The following is an 18,598-nucleotide window of genomic DNA, read 5'->3' as shown; positions in this document are numbered from 1 at the left end:
TGATTATAAAAAAGCCTGCAATGCCACACCTTACATTCAAGGTTTAAATAGCTTTGCGTAGGCTATGCCTCACTCTTGCGCTACAAACAAAGCAGTGCTTTATTTTTGCTCATATACCCCCGCCTAACGGCGACATCCCTGTCGCCCCCACGGTAGGACAACCATCTATAATTCAAAAGTTTCAAAAATGAATTGATAAGCAATAAATAGTTTCTAAAAGTTCATACCAAAATAAAAGCTTCATTTCAGATCAATGGCTACATAAAAATCACTTGTATAAACAATTAGTTGCTTGACTACAAATATAAAAACAAGCGCATAATTTAAATCATGCGCAATATTCTAGACAGTAATCTGTTTCTTTGCAGGTAAAGCACGCCAAACAAATACAGATAAAACCAGAAACATCAGACCCGAAATGCCCAAGACTTTACTATGTGAATGAATAAACGCTTCAAAAGCTGCTTGTTTTACCTGTTGCATCAATGCGGGTTCTAACTGCTTGGTCAACAATAATGCCTCACCAATAGAAGAACTTGCTTGAGCTGCGATATTCAGCGGTAAATGCTCAGGCAAGACAATTGAATGCGCATAAAATATAGACAGTAACAGTCCAAAAATCGCAATCCCAAGACCTGCACCTAACTCATACGCCATGCCTTCAATTGCACCAGCAGCCGTTGCTTTTTGTGGAGGTACAGCAGACATAATAGCTGCCGTGGAAGATAATAACGCGATTTCAACACTGATTCCCATCAACACCATCCAAACCCAAGCTTGAATATAATCGATATCAAAATTGGTCATGGCCAAGCCAAAGAAACATAAGGCACACATCAGCATCCCAATAGTTGCAACAGGTCGTAAACCATAATGATTCATTAAAATACTGGTAAAAGGTCCTCCAATACTAATAGCGATCATAAAGGGCAAAATAAACAAACCTGCTTCCAATGGACTATATCCATACACAAACTGTAATTCTTGTGAAAGGAGTAGCTCAAAACCTACTAAAGCTATCATAGCCACCATTGCCATCACAATACTGGTTGAGATCACAGGATTCTTAAACAGACTAAAATCGATCATCGGTTGGGTTGTTTTTAATTGATGGCGGATAAATCCCACCAACAATCCCAATCCAAGCACAAAAATCAAAATCATCCCTAGGCTAAACGCATAGATAGAGGTCTTAATTGAATAAATCAGCATTAAGATTGCAGTGACCAAAGTGAGCGCTTGTAATAGATTTAAAGGTTGTTTGGTTTCTACCACTTGCTTTGGCACCAGCCATGTCGTCAATACCAAGACCAAAATAATAATTGGCACGTTAATCAGGAACACGGTTCCCCATGAAAAATGTTCCAGAATAAAACCACCCAACAGTGGACCAAAAGCGGCTCCACCACCACCGACAGTTCCCCAAATACCTAAAGCATAATTACGTTGTTTTTCATCTAAAAAGGTATTGCGAACACCTGCCAAGGTTGCAGGTAAAATCATGGCAGCACCTACACCAAGAAATGCTCTTGCCGCAATCAACATATAGGCTGAACTCGCAAAAGCAGCCATGAGAGAAGCCACACCAAAAATACCAGCACCAATCAGCATCAGACGTTTAAAGCCAATACGATCCCCCAATGCCCCCATGGGCAAAATCAAGCCTGCCATGATCAGTGAATAAATATCAATCACCCAGAGCATTTCATTACTGGATAGTGATAAAGCAGCACTCAATGTTGGGATGGCAACATGCAAAACCGTTGCATCAATTGAAACCGGTAAATAAATTAAAACGATGATTGCCAAAATCACCCAATTGCGGTACATAACACACCTAATTAAAGTTGGACGCTTGTTCAAGTTTCATCATTATAAGCAGACTTGAACAAACGTCCAACTTTGTTTAATATTTGTTTTGTAAATTTTGTTGTATTAAAAGTGATGAATTATTTAAACCGAGAACAGCGTCGTACTATGATTTTGGATGCAGCAAAGCGTGTTGCACTACAAGATGGATTGAATGGATTAACTGTGCGCCGTATTGCCGCAGAAGCACAAGTTTCAACAGGACAAGTACATCATCACTTTGAATCAAGTTCGCATTTAAAGGCAGAAGTTTTTATTGAATTGATGGATCAACTCAATGAAGTAGAAGATCAAATTAAAACCGATAGTAGTTTTGAGCGTTTATCTCTCTTGCTAGGCTTTGAAAATATTGAACTAACGCAACCCTATTTACGACTCTGGAATGAAGCTGAGATTTTAATCGATCAAGATCCTGAAATTAAAAAAGCTTATAATATTACGATGGAACAATGGCATGTTGCCTTGGTTACAGCGATTGAACATGGCGTCGCCCAACAAGAATTTAAAATTGCTACAGCCAGCAGTAGCCAAGACATTGCTTGGCGGCTGATTGCTTTTGTTTGTGGTTTAGAAGGAATCTATCAACTTGGCTTAAAAGGTCTAGACCAACACTCGTTTAAACATCATGTCGAAACCATCTTAAAAATGGAGTTACTTGCCTAAGAAAATATAGATGGATCTACATGCCGCTGTATAAAGTCCTTATTTTTAATTCTTTTGCACTATAAGACTCAGCCATCTAACCTTCTATGAAATTTCAATCGCTTTGATCTTAATATTTAAAACCAGCCTTTACTTCCCTTAAGTAAACCATCAGCGCAACGTAATGTTTCTTGGGTCAGTCCCCAAAGACGATAATCGCCTGTGATTGAACCAATGGCAAAATTATGAGTATAGGCAAAACTAAGCCCTCGTTGCGGATCACACCACGCCCCAGAGCCATTATATCCAATATGTCCAAAGCCTTGCTTAGCACGTTTACCCATACTAATCACACGATGGTAGCCTAAACGCCATTTCATAGGAATTGGCATCACGCGATCTCGTTTAATCGATTGGATCTGACTTAACTCTGTAAATATTTCAGGGCGAATTAAAACTTTTCCTTCCCAAACCCCTTTATTTGCCATCATGGCATAAACTTTTGCAAGACTATTGGCGCTAAATACACCATTGGCCGCTGGAATAATCGCTTGAAGCCCTTGGTCACTAAAGAAACTAAAATCACGCATCCCTTTCGGTACCATAGCATCTAAAAAATCTTGCGGATTTTGTCCGGTTAATTCAACCAATTTATCTGAAAATGACGTTTTATGATGCTTCTTAGCTTTGCTCTTACTGGATTTTGTTTCTGTTTTTTGTACTGGCACTGCTTTTTGAATTAAACGCGCCACACGATTTAACTCAGATTCAGGCACACCAAAATAGGCACCATCAAGTTGTAGGGGTTCAACCAAATACTTCTGCATTAACTGTGTTAAAGATTGATGCGTTGCTTTCTCTAAAACACCACCCACCAACCAGCCAAATGTTAATGCCTGATATGCAATATCAGTTCCTACAGCAAAACGAGGTGTGGCCTGCTCCATGACCTTGAGCATATGCTGCCAATCTGCCATTTCAACTGCACCAGCAACAATATTGCGAATATCGTATAAGCCACTTTGATGGCTTAAAATATGACGCAGTGTCATTTTCTCTTTACCATTTTGAGCAAATTCAGGCCAAAAATTGACTATAGGCGTATCGTAGTCTAAGAAACCTGCACTCACTAAAATATGTGCGAGTGTTGCCAATACACCTTTCCCAGTGGAATAACACACTGATAAAGTTTGCTCATCCCATTGCTCAGTTTTGGATTTTTTACCCGTATATATATCGACAACTTTTTCATTTCGAAAATAAACAGTTAAAGCAGCACCACCATTTTCGCTACGACCATCCTGCAAACGGCTAAATTGAACAGCGAGATCTTGAAAACGCTCATCCACATAACCCTGATAATTTTTCGTATTCGCAAAAATAATGTCCGTTAAACTGCTCATTACCCCATCCTATTTTTTTAATCATAACTTTTTTAATTAAAAAAGCCTGAATCATCTCGACTCAGGCTTTATATTTTATCTTATAAAGCCTTAACCACACCAGAAACATGAGGTTTTTGTGATTTTTGATTACGAATCAAAAAGTCAGTTGTTGTACCATCTTGTGCAGTTAAAAATTCTACTGTTGAAGGTAAATACATCGGCAATTTAAACAATACATCGGCTTCATAAGCTTCTGGTAAGTTGAGCCCAGCGAGAACGCGCGCCTTGCTCCACATCCCATGAGCAATCGCCTGTTTAAAACCAAATACTTTTGCAGTTAATGCATGGATATGAATCAAGTTAAAGTCACCTGATGTCATAGCATAACGACGACCAGTATTTTCAGAAACTTCCCAAACTGCCTGAACTTGATAATTTGGTTCTTTTTTATCTTTTGGTTTATCAGCAACAGGACCCTCAGTCTTTTGACGTGCTAGATAGGTGGTTAATCCTTGCATGACCACGACACCGCCAACTTTGGCTGTTGTGATGAAATCGAACTGAACCCCTTTATCATGGGGCTTTAACTCACCAAATTGACAAGATAAAGTCAGCTGTTCATTGACACCAATTTTACGTGTTTGCTTAATTTGATTGCGAATATGCACCAAGCCTAAGATTGCAAAAGGAAATGCTTCAGAGGTCATCATATGCATTTGTAAACTTTGCGATAAAACAGCTAAATAAATCGCGGGAATATACCCATTATTTTTAAAGCCACACACTTCGTTATATGCTTTTAAATGATTTGGATCAATTTTGAATGAATCAACCACATATTCAACTTGCGGTAGAACTTTTTCACCTTTTGGCTTTTTAAAAATTAAACCCTGAATCACTTTTGGATAAGCTAAATATGGCTTAGGAAGCTGACTAAAATGGCGAGTATTCATACTAGACCTTTGAAAAATTAATTCTTATTCAACATTTAAAAAATCCAACATTTCAGTTGAAAATTAACGAATGACAGAGAATAAACATCCTGATTTCGTTCAAGCGAAAGTCAGTGAGAGTGATTATTTAAATACTTAAATAATCACTTCGCAATAATCCCCTAAACGAAACAGGACTTCACTTATGCGTGATTATGCACCCAATAAGCTTTGACCACAAACACGCACAACATTACCATTTAATCCTGTAGATGCTGTAGATGCAAATAAAGCAATTGTTTCAGCAACATCAACAGGTAAACCACCTTGACTCATTGAGTTCATACGACGACCCGCTTCACGGATTGCAAATGGAATTGCCGCGGTCATTTGAGTTTCAATGAAACCCGGCGCTACAGCATTAATGGTAATACCATTTTTTAGTACAGGTGCAGTGAATTTCACCAAACCAATGACACCCGCTTTTGATGCAGCATAGTTGGTTTGACCTAAGTTACCTGCAATACCTGAAATTGAAGATACGCAAACAATACGACCATTTGCATTTAATCCATCATTTGACAATAAATAATCGTTAATACGTTCAGCAGCAGATAAGTTGATATTAATCACCAAATCCCACATCTCTGGCTTCATATTTGCCAAAGTTTTGTCACGTGTAATACCCGCATTATGTACGATGATATCTAAACCACCTTGTTGAGCTGCCGCAGCTTTGATTTTTTCACCAGCATCAGCAGCAGTGATATCAATTGCGAGTGTAGAACCACCAATTTCACTTGCAACACGGTCAAGGTCTGCTTGTTGTGGTGGAACATCTAAACAAATTACATGTGCACCATCACGTGCCAATACATGTGCAATCGCTTCACCAATACCACGGCTTGCACCTGTTACTAGTGCAGTTTTGCCTGCAAGCGGTTTTGCCCAATCGATATCAATCACATCACCTTTAGATACGCGAATCACTTGACCCGATACGTATGCTGAACGTGGAGAAATTGCAAAACGTAAACTTGATTCCAAGTTTTGTGCAGCATCTGCATCAACCAGAATAAGATCAGCAGCAATTCCTTTCTTAAACTCTTTACCAACCGATTTAACAAACCCTTCTAATGCACGTTGTGCAATCGCCTGCTTAATCGTTGGTGCAGTTTCAGGTGTTAAACCAATAATAATTACACGGCCTGATGTTGCAATTTGACGGGCAACAGGATTAAAAAACTTGTGTAGTTCATGTAATTGTTCTGAATTTTGAATCCCTGATGCATCAAATATCACTGCTTTGAATTTTGATTCTTTATCGCCTTCATTAAAAGCACCCACATTCAAACCAGATTTTGCCGCAGCTTGTTGTAACTCTGCGTTATTCCCTGCATAAGTGTTGGCATGAATATTACTAAGAACCTGCGCAACTTCACCAGTGAAATGACTCTTTGGAGCTGCACCAAATAATACAGCACCTTTAACGACAGGAGTGGCTGACTCAAAGCGGTCTAGCTGGATTGGTGATGGTAAACCTAAATTTTTTATGACAAATTTACCAATTGGAGATTTAGCAAATGCTTGGTATTGGTCAGACATGTTTCTTATCTCTCATCAAATTAATTTTGTATGGGGCTTAAGCTATCTTTTAACTTCAGTATAATCTCAGATATTTAGCTGTGTTACGCTTTCTTAAATGGCTTGCGTTGGTCTTCGCGCAAGACTTAGAGGAATCGTCAACAACGCTATCATCTCTATGACCCATAAGTTTCAGTTAAATCATACTTGAGTTGCCAAAATGATGACTTGACCTGAAAGAATATGCAAATGTCATTATAGTCAATTCGAGTCATAGCCAATTATGTTAATGTAAGCCCTAAGAATATTGCGAACATGCTTGGAAAAGCCTTATGAGCAAAACAACTCAAGAAAATTCGAACGCTGAAAGCACTGTACAAGAAACTGTGTCAAATACATCAAAACCTCGTACTCGTACGAGTAAAAGTAGCAACACAAATTCTACAAATGCCAATGCAGCCAACACGACTAAAAAACCGACTCGTGCACCAGCAGCTGCTTCACGTAGCAAAGCAACTGCATCGACGGCAAAAAAAGTTACAACATCTTCATCTTCTAAAACTCAAACTTCTGGTCAGCAGGATAAAATTATGAGTCAAAACACTGTACGTCGCGTAGCAATTATTGGCGGTAACCGTATTCCTTTTGCACGTTCAAATGGCCCTTATTTCCGAGCGTCAAACATTGACATGCTTACTGCGTCTTTAAACGGTTTAATTGAACGTTTTAACCTTCAAGGTCAACGTTTAGGTGAAGTGGTTGCTGGTGCAGTTCTAAAACATAGCCGTGATTTCAACATGACACGTGAATGTGTTTTAAATACTCAACTTGCGCCTGAAACCCCTGCTTATGATATTCAACAAGCATGTGGTACTGGCTTACAAGCAGCTTTCCTTGTTGCAAACAAAATTGCATTAGGCCAAATTGAAGTGGGTATTGCTGGTGGTGTAGATACTACCTCTGATGCACCAATCGCATTTGGTGACGGCTTACGTAAAGCATTGCTTGAATTAAACATTGCAAAAACAGGTAAAGACCGTTTAAAAGCTTTAGCTAAAATCAATGTTAAAGACTTGATGGATGCACCAAAAAATGGTGAACCTCGTACTGGTTTATCTATGGGTGATCACCAAGCGATTACTGCTTTAGAATGGGGTATTCCGCGTGAAGCTCAAGATGAACTTGCTGCATCTTCACATCAAAAAATGGCCAAAGCATATGATGAAGGCTTCTTCGATGATTTGATCACGCCGTTTATGGGTCTAGACAAAGACAATAATTTGCGTCCTGATTCTTCAGTTGAAAAATTGGCTAAGCTTAAACCTGCATTTGGTAAAGGTGATACTGCAACAATGACTGCAGGTAACTCTACCCCACTTACAGACGGTGCTTCAGTTGTTCTATTAGCCTCTGAAGAATGGGCTAAAGCAAATGGTCATGAAGTCCTTGCCTACTTAACATTCACTGAAACTGCTGCGGTAGATTTTGTGAATAAGAAAGAAGGTTTATTGATGGCGCCTGCTTATGCTGTTCCACGTATGTTGGCTCGTGCGGGTATTAAACTTCAAGACTTCGACTACTATGAAATTCATGAAGCTTTTGCATCACAAGTTCTTTCGACCTTAAAAGCATGGGAAGATCCTAAGTTCTGTAAAGAACGTTTAGGTCTAGATGCACCATTGGGCTCAATTGACCGTAGCAAACTCAATGTTAAAGGTTCTTCTTTAGCTGCTGGTCATCCATTTGCAGCAACAGGTGGTCGTATTTTGGCAACTGCTGCAAAATTGATTAACCAAAAAGGTTCAGGTCGTGTACTTATTTCGATTTGTGCTGCTGGTGGTCAAGGTGTAACTGCAATCGTAGAGAAATAAATTCTCTGATTTGTACAATACTCTCAAAAAAGCATCCATTTAGGATGCTTTTTTATTGCTCATCAATCTACATCTAGCTAAAAAAAATTGCATAGACCATTCTGCTCAACATAAAAAATGGTTAGCCGAAGCTAACCATTTAAAATCTTCACTATTCTTAGGGAAAATAGTGTTGATTTTAGAAGCGATACCCCACACCAACATAAGTAATCAATGGATCTATATCAACTTTTGTCGTGGAATTAATCAGTCGCTTACCAGTCTTGGCATCAACAACATCAATCTTAGCCTGATTGTTGAGCTTGGCATAAGAAACAGAAGCCACACCAAACCAGTTTTCATTAATATCATAAGTAGCACCCAGACTTACAATAGGTGCAATTGCATCAGTCGTTTTAACTCTTACATAAGGATTTGCACTGGAAGGTTTGCCATCCAACGCAGCCCCTGCTTTTCCATCTAAAACGTTTTGAATCATGTGTCCCGCTGCGACCAGATCACTTTTGATCTGTGAGTTCAATTTAATATCAGTAAAATGAGAGTACATCACCCCTACCCCAATATATGGACGCAATTTATTGACACCAGACTGACCAAACTGATATTGCGCTTCAAGCGCTGGTGTCCATGCACGGACTGAAGCTGCTTTAGATTTGTTGCCTAAATTGGTGATTGGAATTGCTTGGTTTAAATCTATACCATCTGGAAATAAAATTCCGACTAGGTCACTTGGCGAGGTGGCTAATCCGGTGAGGGGTGCCAAGATTTCCCCTTTACCTTTAATATCAACTTTTGGAGGAATTCCACCAATGAGTTGCAAAGAAACATTGTCATTAATGTAATAATTTAACATCATACCAAGGGTATCTACATCATCGACTTCAAGCCCTGTTCCCTTAGCTTGCCAATTTTCCAAGCCATGAATATTTGCTGTTCCTGCGACCTCTGGCAAAATATTACCCTTACCATCGGTCAATAGGGTTTGCATAAATGCATCATTGAGAAATTCAGTTAAAACCTCTTTCTGATTAAATGGTACTCCGCCTAAGTCTTCCCCCATAGCATTAGGATCAACTGAGTTTAAAAAACTGGTTGTAGAGATACTTCCGACTGTTGCGTTGGTACCATTTTTAACACTGGTATTAATATTAAAGGGATTGGCTTTTCCCTGAGGCATAACATGTAACCAACCTGCAGATACTGAAAAGCGTTTATACTCCCCCGCAAAACTCATGCTGGTAATCGCGAACAATGAACTTGTTATGACAATATTTTTTAACGTTAATATTTTTTTCATTTTTTATCCTTAAAATATGAGATTACCGAACCGTGGCAACCTGTTTAAAAAACATACATAAAAAACAATCTTTATGTATAAAATTCTGATCAATAGCATTTTCACTCAGCCGTAAAAAATATAGGTAATTTTATTTTTAAATTTTTTATACTACTTATTAATGATATATATCATTGTTTTATTTTTATCATTTAGCATAATTTAACAGTAAAGGTATATTTAAAAAGTCTATTTAAGCCCCTGCTGAACTATTATATAAATATCAAATTTTTCACATAATTTTAACTTTTTAATTATCAATACACATTCTCATAAATTGATAATTCATTCTATTTTGATGGATTTTAAAATGTATGCCCGAAATTAAACTCAACGATTCACTTTTTAAAAATAAAATGAATTGTTAGAGCAAAAAACACCCAACAAAATAGCTTTTTGTACTTTTTAATCAAAACTCACGTTCAAATATAATTTTCACCTTAAAAATTATAAAGAAAAACTTCACTACTTTATTTTAAATAAAAATATCAAATACTTAGTTTAAGGTTTGCATTATTAAAGTTTGGTAGGTGTTTAGTAGGTATTCAATCTAGCCCTCAAAACAGATACTCAACCTCAAGGTGAACATCACCTTTCTGGAATGATGAAATAACAATGGTAGAAGGAATCGCACCATGGCTTTTAAAAATATAGCAGATCAAACAAACGGTTTTTACATCCCTTGCGTCTCACTTTTTGGTCCAGGTTGTGCCAAAGAAGTCGGTGCTAAAGCACAAAATTTAGGGGCAAAAAAAGCCCTCATCGTCACTGATGCCGGCTTATTCAAATTTGGTGTTGCAGACATTATTGTTGGATATCTTAAAGATGCTGGGGTAGACAGTCATATTTTTCCTGGGGCGGAACCAAACCCGACAGACATTAACGTACATAATGGCGTAAACGAATATAACAATAATGGTTGTGACTTTATTGTGTCTTTAGGCGGTGGCTCTTCTCATGACTGTGCAAAAGGAATCGGCTTAGTTACCGCAGGTGGCGGTCATATTCGTGATTATGAAGGGATTGATCAAAGTAAAGTCCCAATGACACCGCTTGTCGCAATCAATACGACAGCAGGAACTGCTTCCGAAATGACTCGTTTCTGTATTATCACCAATACTGATACCCATGTAAAAATGGCAATTGTTGATTGGCGTTGTACACCGCTTGTTGCAATTGATGATCCTAAACTCATGATTGCAAAACCTGCTGCTTTAACTGCTGCAACGGGTATGGATGCTTTAACTCATGCTGTAGAAGCTTATGTTTCAACTGCTGCAAACCCAATTACTGATGCATGTGCAGAAAAAGCCATTTCAATGATTAGCGAATGGTTAAGCCCTGCTGTTGCCAATGGCGAAAATCTTGAAGCACGTGATGCAATGGCATATGCACAATATTTAGCAGGTATGGCATTTAACAATGCGTCTTTAGGTTATGTACATGCAATGGCTCATCAATTAGGTGGCTTCTATAACCTTCCACACGGCGTATGTAATGCAATTCTATTACCGCATGTGTGTGAGTTTAACTTAATTGCCTGCCCAGACCGTTATGCAAAAATTGCCCAATTAATGGGTGTCAATACTGAGGGTTTAACCGTTACTGAGGCTGCCTTTGCTGCGATTGATGCAATTCGTGAGTTATCTTCATCTATTGGTATCCCTTCTGGCTTAGCTGAATTGGGTGTCAAAGCGGAAGAGCATGCAGTGATGACCTCAAATGCGCAAAAAGATGCCTGTATGTTGACCAATCCACGTAAAGCAACTGATGCTCAAGTCATTAAAATTTTTGAATCAGCCATGTAAAACGATCCGCTTTCTTTCTACTCAGCCTAAGAACCTTTTAGGCCAAATACAATGAAGTGTGCTTGATACTCAGGAATATTACTTTAGTAATATTCCTTTTTTATACGCTTATAAAAAATGACAATCATTATTGTCAGATATATTGATAAAGTCACAATCTATGACTATGATGCTTAAAACATCAGCGGATTATTTCAGCAATGACAACAACAAGTAAAACCATCATCATCACGGGTGCAAATACCGGAATCGGGCTTGCAACTGCAGAAACCTTTATTAAGGATGGTCACCATGTGATCATTGCTTGTCGTAATCCAGAAAAAGCCAAAACAGCACAGCAACATTTAGAGTCATTCGGTACAGGTCAAGTAGACGTAATTCACCTTGATTTAAATAGTCTTGAACAAATTAACCAAGCAGCCAATGAAATTATTGCTAAATATGAAAAAATTGATGTATTAGTCAACAATGCTGGCATGATGACACCTGATCTTGAGGCCACAGCTGATGGTTTTGAAAAACAGTTTGGGGTAAATTATCTGGGGCCTTTTCTTTGGACATTGAAACTTCTTCCATTGGTTCAAAAAGCCCAACAAGGTCGTGTAATTCATTTGGCTTCAATGATGCATCTTTTAGGTCGTATCCAACCTGAAAACTTTAACGCGGATCAAGTGAAGAAATACAATGGTGTTTTGAGCTATGGCAATAGTAAATTAGCTAATCTGCTCTTTAGTAATATCCTCGCCAAACAACTATATGGAAGTCATGTCACCAGCAATGCATTACATCCAGGTGGCGTAGATTCTGAGATTTATCGTGAATTACCCAAATGGCAATATGCAATCATTAAACTTGGTCTTATTCCACCATCTAAGCCTGCCGAATTAATTAAAAAAATTGCTTTTGATCCGTCATGGGAAAAGCGAAATGGTGATTATGTGAGTTTACAAACTCCAGCGTTTAAATCAGGCAGGGCCAAAAATATAAAGTTGGCACAAAAACTATATGATGAATCCTATGCGCTGGTAAAAGACTATCTGTAATTTTTCGGATTTCATTTTTCTATAAAATTCAGGAATACGCTATGACCACTCAATCTATTGAATATCAACCTGATACCCTTGGTACGGGTTATGAAAAACTAACCTTAAACTTACCAAATGACTATGATGGTAAAGTCATTGCGACTTTGGTACGCAAACAAGCAGCTCAAGCGACCAAGAAAGCGGTGCTCTATATCCATGGTTTTATCGATTATTTCTTTCAAACAGAAATGGCTGAACAATTTAATCAACATGATTATGATTTTTATGCACTTGATTTAAGAAAATATGGTCGTTCTTACCTACCACATCAAAAATATTATTATGTTCTAAATTTGAATGAATATGATGAAGAAATCACGCAAGCATTAAAGATTATTGGTCAGGAAGGCCACACTGAGGTGTTACTGGCAGGACATTCTACAGGTGGATTGATCGCAACATTATATGCAGCACATTATCCACAACATCCCCTTATTCAAGCCTTATGGTGCAATAGTCCTTTTTATGACTTTAATATGCCTGCTTGGAAGAAAAAATTAGCCCTCCCCAAACTCAGCGCAATGGGCAAACGCTTACCTAATTTAAAGTTTCCAAGTGAATTAAATAAATGGTATGTCACCAGTCTGCATAAAGATTTGCAAGGCGAATGGGATTTCAGCTTAGAGTGGAAAAAACCAACTTACCCCAAAGTATATTTAAGCTTTGTGCATGCAATTTTTGAAGCCCAAAAAGAAATTCATGCAGGTGTACAGATCAATGTACCAACCTTAGTGATGCATTCTCACAGAACAACCTATCCTAAGAAATTTAACCGAGATGCTCAAAGCACTGATGTTATTTTAGAGGTCAAAGACATCGTCAGAGATGCAGGTAAAATACAGGGCGATGTTAATGTCATGACCATTCAAAATGGACTACATGACTTGGTTTTATCGGCACCAGAAGTCAGAAGAGAAGTTTATCATCAACTTTTTTCATGGTTAGCTCAAAAGCAACCTTAAAGGCTCAAATCCATTTTTCTTTGCAAGCAAATGATCAGTTAAAAGTATCCTGCAAAATCAATGCTCATCTTTATATTTCATTAGAATTTGATGAGCAGGATGCCCGTCTGGTGTAAGTTCAATTAGACGTTCAACGGCATCAATCGCTTCTGGAAAATGTGCAAGGTGTTTTAATAAAGCATCTGTTTCATTGGCTTTAAAAATCGCTTCACTTAGGCGTGATTCGAGGCAATCTCGCCATGCAGATAAAAAAGGACTTTCGGTTTTAGCTAAAAATACACCTTTACATAATTTTAAAGCGGATTCGGTATAACCCGCATCTAAAGCATTCTCTGCTTGCAAGAAATCTGCTTCAACATGTGCCAATAAACGATAAGGCCGTGAACCCAGCATGCCGCCCAAGATATCACGCAACTGCGACATTTCTGCTTTTAATGTGCCGACACTCACTTTTCGTTCACCATACAACGCTTGATGTAAATTTTCCAGATTCATCCCTTGAGGGCACAACGCAAGAATGGTCAAAATTTCAATTTGTCGTGGTGTCAATACCACAATCTTGCCATTGAACAACACTTGTGGCACAGCAAAAGCACGGATAAATAAATGTTGTTGTTGAAACTCTAGCAATGCCGATTGAATAATCGAGGCACAGCGCTCAGCCGCCAATAATCCCAAACTATTGTGATGATTCCATGTGGTTGAAAGATCAATGACCCCTAAAACTTGTTTGGAATATGGATCTATAATTGGAGAGGCATAACAAACCCAGTCATGCACAGAAGACATAAAATGCTCGTTGGAAAACACACAACTGGATTGTTGGGTTTTTAATGACAGTGCCAAAGCATTAGTTCCCACCAAATCTTCACGCCATTGTCCACCAGCAATAAAATGGACACGTTCTGCAGCATTGCGCATTTGCCCACTTGCGGCTGACCAAATAATAGTACTACCGATATCCCCTACTGCAGCAACCATTGCTGACTGTTCTGCGATATGAGTTAATTCATCCCGACAATGTTCTATTGCTTTTTCTAACAGCGTTTTTCTTTCTTGTTTTACATTCATCAAAGGTGCAGCATCACGATCTTTGGGAATCGCAGCTGAGTTGGAACGTTGCCATGAACTTGCAATACTCTGTCCGAGTTGATCAGCATGTTTTAAAGACAAACTACTGCTTTAGCGTAACTGCTCAATTAAACTCCGTTTATTTGATAACTCTTGTTGGCTTAACATACGCTACTTCCTCTGTAATTCGTTAAAAAATATCCTATCCTTTCTCTGTTGTTTTTATCCAGCGGACCTGCTTATAAATTACTCTAGCACATTAACATAGTGAGCTTAACCTGAGTCAACACAACTCATACCAAAGCTGTAGAATAAAACCAATTTTTTCCAATATTTAGCAATTTTCTAATAAACAAGAAAATATTGCCAAAGATTAAAGCATAGCGCAAATGACTCTAGGATTTCATCCAACCTTTTCCCTACCTTTGACTCTCTATGCTCAATCCATCATGTAAACAATCATTGTTCATACATGCCATATTAAACACATCATGAATGATCATGAATATAAGTAAAGGGATACTCTTATGCGTTATGTAGATCCAAATCAACCTGGTTCAAAAGTACAGTTCAAAGCCCAATATGAAAACTTTATTGATGGCAAATGGGTAGCACCGGTTAAAGGGCAATATTTTGATAATGTCTCTCCTGTAGATGGTAAAGCCTTTACCAAAATTCCACGTTCTTCCGCGGAAGATATCGAACTTGCATTAGATGCAGCACATAAAGCCAAAGCTTCATGGAACAAAGCATCTCCAACAACACGTTCAAATGTACTACTGAAAATAGCAGATCGTTTAGAAGAAAATTTAGAATTACTGGCGGTTGCAGAAACATGGGAAAATGGTAAGCCAATTCGTGAAACATTGGCAGCCGATATTCCTTTAGCAATTGACCATTTCCGTTATTTTGCAGGTTGTTTACGTGCACAAGAAGGTGGTATCTCTGAAATTGATGAAGATACCATTGCTTACCACTTCCATGAACCTTTAGGTGTAGTGGGTCAGATCATTCCATGGAATTTCCCTATTCTTATGGCAGCATGGAAACTTGCACCAGCACTTGCAGCGGGTAACTGTATTGTACTTAAACCTGCTGAACAAACACCATCAAGTATTTTAGTAGTTGCAGAACTCATTCAAGATATTTTACCGCCAGGCGTTTTAAATATTGTCAATGGTTACGGCGTTGAAGTGGGTCGCCCACTGGCTACCAATCCACGTATTGCTAAAATTGCCTTTACAGGTTCTACTGCGGTTGGTCAAATGATCATGCAATATGCAACTGAAAATATTATTCCTGTAACGCTTGAGCTTGGTGGTAAATCACCAAACATTTTCTTTGAAGATGTCATGGATAAAGATGATGATTATTTAGACAAAGCGCTTGAAGGCTTTGCCATGTTCGCCTTAAACCAAGGTGAAGTATGTACTTGCCCATCACGTGCATTGGTTCAAGAAAGTATTGCAGATAAATTCCTTGAAATGGCAGTTGAACGTGTAAAACGCATCAAAACTGGACATCCTTTAGACACAGACACCATGATTGGTGCTCAGGCATCTCAAGAGCAACAAGACAAAATCTTGGGTTGTATTGCAACAGGTCGTGCTGAAGGTGCTCAACTGCTTACAGGGGGTGGCGATCGTCAGGAAGTCGGTCAAGGTTTCTATATTGAACCTACCATTTTCAAAGGCGACAACAGTATGAAGATTTTCCAAGAAGAAATTTTTGGACCAGTTCTCTCTGTAGCAACATTTAAAGATTATGATGATGCAATCAGAATTGCCAATGATACGATGTATGGCTTAGGCGCTGGTGTATGGTCTCGTTCTGCGCATACCTCTTATCGTGCGGGTCGTGCGATTGAAGCTGGTCGTGTATGGACCAACTGCTACCATATCTACCCTGCACATGCAGCATTTGGTGGTTATAAGAAATCTGGTATTGGCCGTGAAAACCACAAGATGATGCTTGATCATTATCAACAAACCAAGAATTTATTGGTTAGCTATTCAACCAAAGCAATGGGCTTCTTCTAAGTTCTATAGTTGATTTACACTTTAAAAAAGTGAACTTCGGTTCGCTTTTTTTAGTCATGATTAAGATGCTGTTTAATCCTTATAACTGTCAATTCATTCATTATTTTATACAGATTGCGATGATTCGCTAAATTTAGTCGGTTGTTGGATTCATCCAAACATCTTCATAGCCATGCTTATCAATAATGACATGATAACCGTGCTCAAGCGCCAAATAAGGTAAAATTTCAGGTAAATATTGCTGTAAATGTGAGGCATGCAGCGGTTGATAAAAATCATCAGCTGAAGAATATTCTCCACAGTGAATAAACCAAGAAACATTGTCTTGTTTTTTAAGCGCAACTCGAACTGCATAAATCGGTTGTTGGCCTAGACTCTGTAATGCAATTGCAACCCTATCCGACAGATTAAATTCCATATATTTTGATTCATATTTTTTGCAAATTTGCCTTTGTAATGTTTCTAAATTCATCAACACATTCCTTTATTGCCTGTTTCGTATTGTTTGTTTAGTTGAATAAACCAATGCGTTCAAACAGATATACTGAGATCAGCAGCAAAATTATTTAGGTCTTTTCCATAACATTTTAATATGTTCGAAACTATATCCAACCACGACTCTTAAATTCATCATCAATAACATTGTGAAAAACACAATCACAGACATCACTAAACTTTGTGGAAGAAATTTCTGATCTAAAACAGATTTATAAGTATTCAATGCTAAATATAAAATGATCAAAAGTATATAAAACAACAGTTGAAAGTAGATCTTGTATCTTGGTTTTTTCTCAACAAATTCCATCAAATAAACAGACAAAAACAATGCAGAAAATGCGGTAAAAACAAAGAAGCATATTACCCATAAAATACTAAAACTTTTGATATGACTAATTGCCCATAAGGATAGGTTAGCAACACAGCCACATAGTATAAATGCTGTTTTAGGACGTTCTATGAATTTATAAATCAAATCATTCATGCTGTGTTTAGACTCGTCATTTATTCTTCTGCGAAACGTTCACGATAAAATGCTAAACCATTTGTGCAATATCAATAAATGCCTGCGTAATTGGACTCATCTGTTTTTTATTCTTCACTGCCAGACTAATAGACCGCTTAATATTGGGTGATAAAGGTAATTTTTGCACATTGGGAAACAGTGTCATTAACTCTTTATTCAATGCCATATCAGCAACAATTGAAACACCTGCACCATTGTTAACCATATTAATAATGGTCAAAATTTGAGAAAAATAACATTTAATTTTTGGACTCAGATTGGCTTTTCTAAACATCTCTGTGACATGGTTTTGACTGCCTGCTGAGGTCATTAAAAAAGGATATTCTGCCAATTCATCCAATCGAACTGCACTTTGCTGTGATCGTGCATAGGACTTTGGAATAAGTGCTACAAAAATATCCTCAATCACAGGAAAAGTATCAAAGCGTTCTTCGGGTAAAACTACAAATCCAACATCAATAGTACGATCATGAATCCATTGAGTAATATCTTTATCCGTTCCTTCTTTAATAAACACTTCAATATTTGGATATTTTAAACTAAATTTTTCTAGAATTAAGGGAATAAGTACATTAGAAGATGAAGCACCAAAAGATCCAATTCTTAAAGTTCCAGAATGAAATCCTTGTATATCGGAGATTTCTTGCTTTAGGACATTGGAAATATTCAAAATTTCTTTCACATGCACTAAAAGCCGTATACCCGATTCAGTTAACTCAACTTCATTATGATTGCGATAAAACAATGTGACCGACCAATCTTGTTCTAAGCATTTAATTGCATGAGAAATCGCAGATTGAGAAATTTGCAAACGCTGAGCTGTAACAGTAAAGCTTTTCTGTTCAGCTAACACGGCAAAAATAGTCAGTTGAGTAAATGTCATCGCTACTCTATCCATGAGTAAAGACTCATTTTACCATGAATAGGCATAAGTCATATTCTTGATTAAAATTTACTTGGGTTTAGCTTACAGATGAAAAAAATCAGTGG

Annotated in this window: 15 protein-coding genes; 6 read left to right on the top strand and 9 right to left on the bottom strand. The window is 37.9% G+C overall.

Annotation, left to right across the window (positions count from 1 at the left end; translation table 11 throughout):
* Window positions 1–342: 342 nt before the first annotated feature.
* Window positions 343–1,830, bottom strand: a complete 1,488-nt coding sequence (locus AC4CVF_RS05880; protein WP_419330379.1) for an MFS transporter — start codon at window positions 1,828–1,830, stop codon at window positions 343–345.
* 114 nt (window positions 1,831–1,944) lie between these two features.
* Between AC4CVF_RS05880 and AC4CVF_RS05875 the strand changes: the two genes are divergently transcribed.
* Window positions 1,945–2,532 (top strand): TetR family transcriptional regulator, encoded by a 588-nt coding sequence (locus AC4CVF_RS05875; protein ID WP_490789075.1) that lies wholly within the window; start codon window positions 1,945–1,947, stop codon window positions 2,530–2,532.
* Between the two features lie 116 nt (window positions 2,533–2,648).
* On the opposite strand, the gene AC4CVF_RS05870 is transcribed toward AC4CVF_RS05875, so the two are convergent.
* From AC4CVF_RS05870 to AC4CVF_RS05860, 3 genes are all read right to left on the bottom strand, one after another.
* Window positions 2,649–3,914, bottom strand: coding sequence for a serine hydrolase domain-containing protein (locus AC4CVF_RS05870; RefSeq protein ID WP_490789074.1), 1,266 nt, complete (start codon window positions 3,912–3,914; stop codon window positions 2,649–2,651).
* A gap of 80 nt (window positions 3,915–3,994) precedes the next feature.
* The gene (locus AC4CVF_RS05865; protein ID WP_490789073.1) at window positions 3,995–4,849 is read right to left on the bottom strand and encodes a MaoC family dehydratase; all 855 of its coding nucleotides are present in this window, start codon (window positions 4,847–4,849) and stop codon (window positions 3,995–3,997) included.
* A 192-nt stretch (window positions 4,850–5,041) separates the two neighbouring features.
* Window positions 5,042–6,433, bottom strand: coding sequence for a 3-oxoacyl-ACP reductase (locus AC4CVF_RS05860; protein ID WP_490789072.1), 1,392 nt, complete (start codon window positions 6,431–6,433; stop codon window positions 5,042–5,044).
* Window positions 6,434–6,744: 311 nt separating this feature from the next.
* Here AC4CVF_RS05860 and AC4CVF_RS05855 point away from each other — a divergent pair, with 311 nt between their 5' ends.
* On the top strand, window positions 6,745–8,283 hold the full coding sequence (locus tag AC4CVF_RS05855; protein ID WP_336954196.1) for an acetyl-CoA C-acetyltransferase: 1,539 nt from the start codon (window positions 6,745–6,747) through the stop codon (window positions 8,281–8,283).
* Between the two features lie 178 nt (window positions 8,284–8,461).
* Here AC4CVF_RS05855 and AC4CVF_RS05850 read toward each other — a convergent pair whose 3' ends face one another.
* A complete protein-coding gene (locus AC4CVF_RS05850) occupies window positions 8,462–9,580 on the bottom strand; it encodes an OmpW/AlkL family protein (RefSeq protein WP_336954197.1) in 1,119 nt (372 codons plus the stop codon).
* Between the two features lie 674 nt (window positions 9,581–10,254).
* Between AC4CVF_RS05850 and mdh the strand changes: the two genes are divergently transcribed.
* The 3 genes from mdh to AC4CVF_RS05835 all read left to right on the top strand — a co-directional run bounded on the left by mdh (window position 10,255) and on the right by AC4CVF_RS05835 (window position 13,474).
* The gene (gene mdh / locus AC4CVF_RS05845; protein ID WP_490789071.1) at window positions 10,255–11,427 is read left to right on the top strand and encodes an iron-dependent methanol dehydrogenase; all 1,173 of its coding nucleotides are present in this window, start codon (window positions 10,255–10,257) and stop codon (window positions 11,425–11,427) included.
* A 200-nt stretch (window positions 11,428–11,627) separates the two neighbouring features.
* Window positions 11,628–12,470 carry an SDR family oxidoreductase gene (locus AC4CVF_RS05840; protein ID WP_490789070.1) on the top strand — a complete coding sequence of 281 codons (843 nt, stop codon included), beginning with the start codon at window positions 11,628–11,630 and terminating at the stop codon, window positions 12,468–12,470.
* 41 nt (window positions 12,471–12,511) lie between these two features.
* On the top strand, window positions 12,512–13,474 hold the full coding sequence (locus tag AC4CVF_RS05835) for an alpha/beta hydrolase (RefSeq protein ID WP_419327803.1): 963 nt from the start codon (window positions 12,512–12,514) through the stop codon (window positions 13,472–13,474).
* Between the two features lie 57 nt (window positions 13,475–13,531).
* On the opposite strand, the gene AC4CVF_RS05830 is transcribed toward AC4CVF_RS05835, so the two are convergent.
* Complete coding sequence (locus AC4CVF_RS05830; RefSeq protein ID WP_490789069.1) at window positions 13,532–14,647, bottom strand: sigma-54-dependent transcriptional regulator family protein; 1,116 nt, start codon at window positions 14,645–14,647, stop codon at window positions 13,532–13,534.
* A gap of 425 nt (window positions 14,648–15,072) precedes the next feature.
* Here AC4CVF_RS05830 and exaC point away from each other — a divergent pair, with 425 nt between their 5' ends.
* Window positions 15,073–16,584 (top strand): acetaldehyde dehydrogenase ExaC, encoded by a 1,512-nt coding sequence (exaC, locus tag AC4CVF_RS05825; RefSeq protein WP_004719517.1) that lies wholly within the window; start codon window positions 15,073–15,075, stop codon window positions 16,582–16,584.
* Between the two features lie 133 nt (window positions 16,585–16,717).
* On the opposite strand, the gene AC4CVF_RS05820 is transcribed toward exaC, so the two are convergent.
* The 3 genes from AC4CVF_RS05820 to AC4CVF_RS05810 form a co-directional block, all read right to left on the bottom strand.
* On the bottom strand, window positions 16,718–17,056 hold the full coding sequence (locus AC4CVF_RS05820; protein ID WP_336954202.1) for an immunity protein Imm33 domain-containing protein: 339 nt from the start codon (window positions 17,054–17,056) through the stop codon (window positions 16,718–16,720).
* Between the two features lie 90 nt (window positions 17,057–17,146).
* Window positions 17,147–17,566, bottom strand: a complete 420-nt coding sequence (locus AC4CVF_RS05815; protein WP_336954203.1) for a hypothetical protein — start codon at window positions 17,564–17,566, stop codon at window positions 17,147–17,149.
* Between the two features lie 52 nt (window positions 17,567–17,618).
* Window positions 17,619–18,491 carry a LysR family transcriptional regulator gene (locus AC4CVF_RS05810; RefSeq protein WP_336954288.1) on the bottom strand — a complete coding sequence of 291 codons (873 nt, stop codon included), beginning with the start codon at window positions 18,489–18,491 and terminating at the stop codon, window positions 17,619–17,621.
* Window positions 18,492–18,598: the final 107 nt, after the last annotated feature.

This window comes from Acinetobacter sp. LipI_19 (assembly GCF_058242925.1).
This window is presented reverse-complemented; position numbering and strand designations above follow the sequence as displayed.

Excerpts from the sequence above, each read along its gene's own strand:
- mdh (WP_490789071.1), top strand. The coding sequence starts at position 10,255 with ATGGCTTTTAAAAATATAGCAGATCAAACAAACGGTTTTTACATCCCT.
- AC4CVF_RS05850 (WP_336954197.1), bottom strand. The coding sequence starts at position 9,580 with ATGAAAAAAATATTAACGTTAAAAAATATTGTCATAACAAGTTCATTG.
- AC4CVF_RS05860 (WP_490789072.1), bottom strand. The coding sequence starts at position 6,433 with ATGTCTGACCAATACCAAGCATTTGCTAAATCTCCAATTGGTAAATTT.
- AC4CVF_RS05880 (WP_419330379.1), bottom strand. The coding sequence starts at position 1,830 with ATGTACCGCAATTGGGTGATTTTGGCAATCATCGTTTTAATTTATTTA.
- AC4CVF_RS05815 (WP_336954203.1), bottom strand. The coding sequence starts at position 17,566 with ATGAATGATTTGATTTATAAATTCATAGAACGTCCTAAAACAGCATTT.
- AC4CVF_RS05835 (WP_419327803.1), top strand. The coding sequence starts at position 12,512 with ATGACCACTCAATCTATTGAATATCAACCTGATACCCTTGGTACGGGT.
- AC4CVF_RS05840 (WP_490789070.1), top strand. The coding sequence starts at position 11,628 with ATGACAACAACAAGTAAAACCATCATCATCACGGGTGCAAATACCGGA.
- exaC (WP_004719517.1), top strand. The coding sequence starts at position 15,073 with ATGCGTTATGTAGATCCAAATCAACCTGGTTCAAAAGTACAGTTCAAA.
- AC4CVF_RS05870 (WP_490789074.1), bottom strand. The coding sequence starts at position 3,914 with ATGAGCAGTTTAACGGACATTATTTTTGCGAATACGAAAAATTATCAG.
- AC4CVF_RS05820 (WP_336954202.1), bottom strand. The coding sequence starts at position 17,056 with ATGAATTTAGAAACATTACAAAGGCAAATTTGCAAAAAATATGAATCA.
- AC4CVF_RS05865 (WP_490789073.1), bottom strand. The coding sequence starts at position 4,849 with ATGAATACTCGCCATTTTAGTCAGCTTCCTAAGCCATATTTAGCTTAT.
- AC4CVF_RS05855 (WP_336954196.1), top strand. The coding sequence starts at position 6,745 with ATGAGCAAAACAACTCAAGAAAATTCGAACGCTGAAAGCACTGTACAA.
- AC4CVF_RS05875 (WP_490789075.1), top strand. The coding sequence starts at position 1,945 with ATGAATTATTTAAACCGAGAACAGCGTCGTACTATGATTTTGGATGCA.
- AC4CVF_RS05810 (WP_336954288.1), bottom strand. The coding sequence starts at position 18,491 with ATGACATTTACTCAACTGACTATTTTTGCCGTGTTAGCTGAACAGAAA.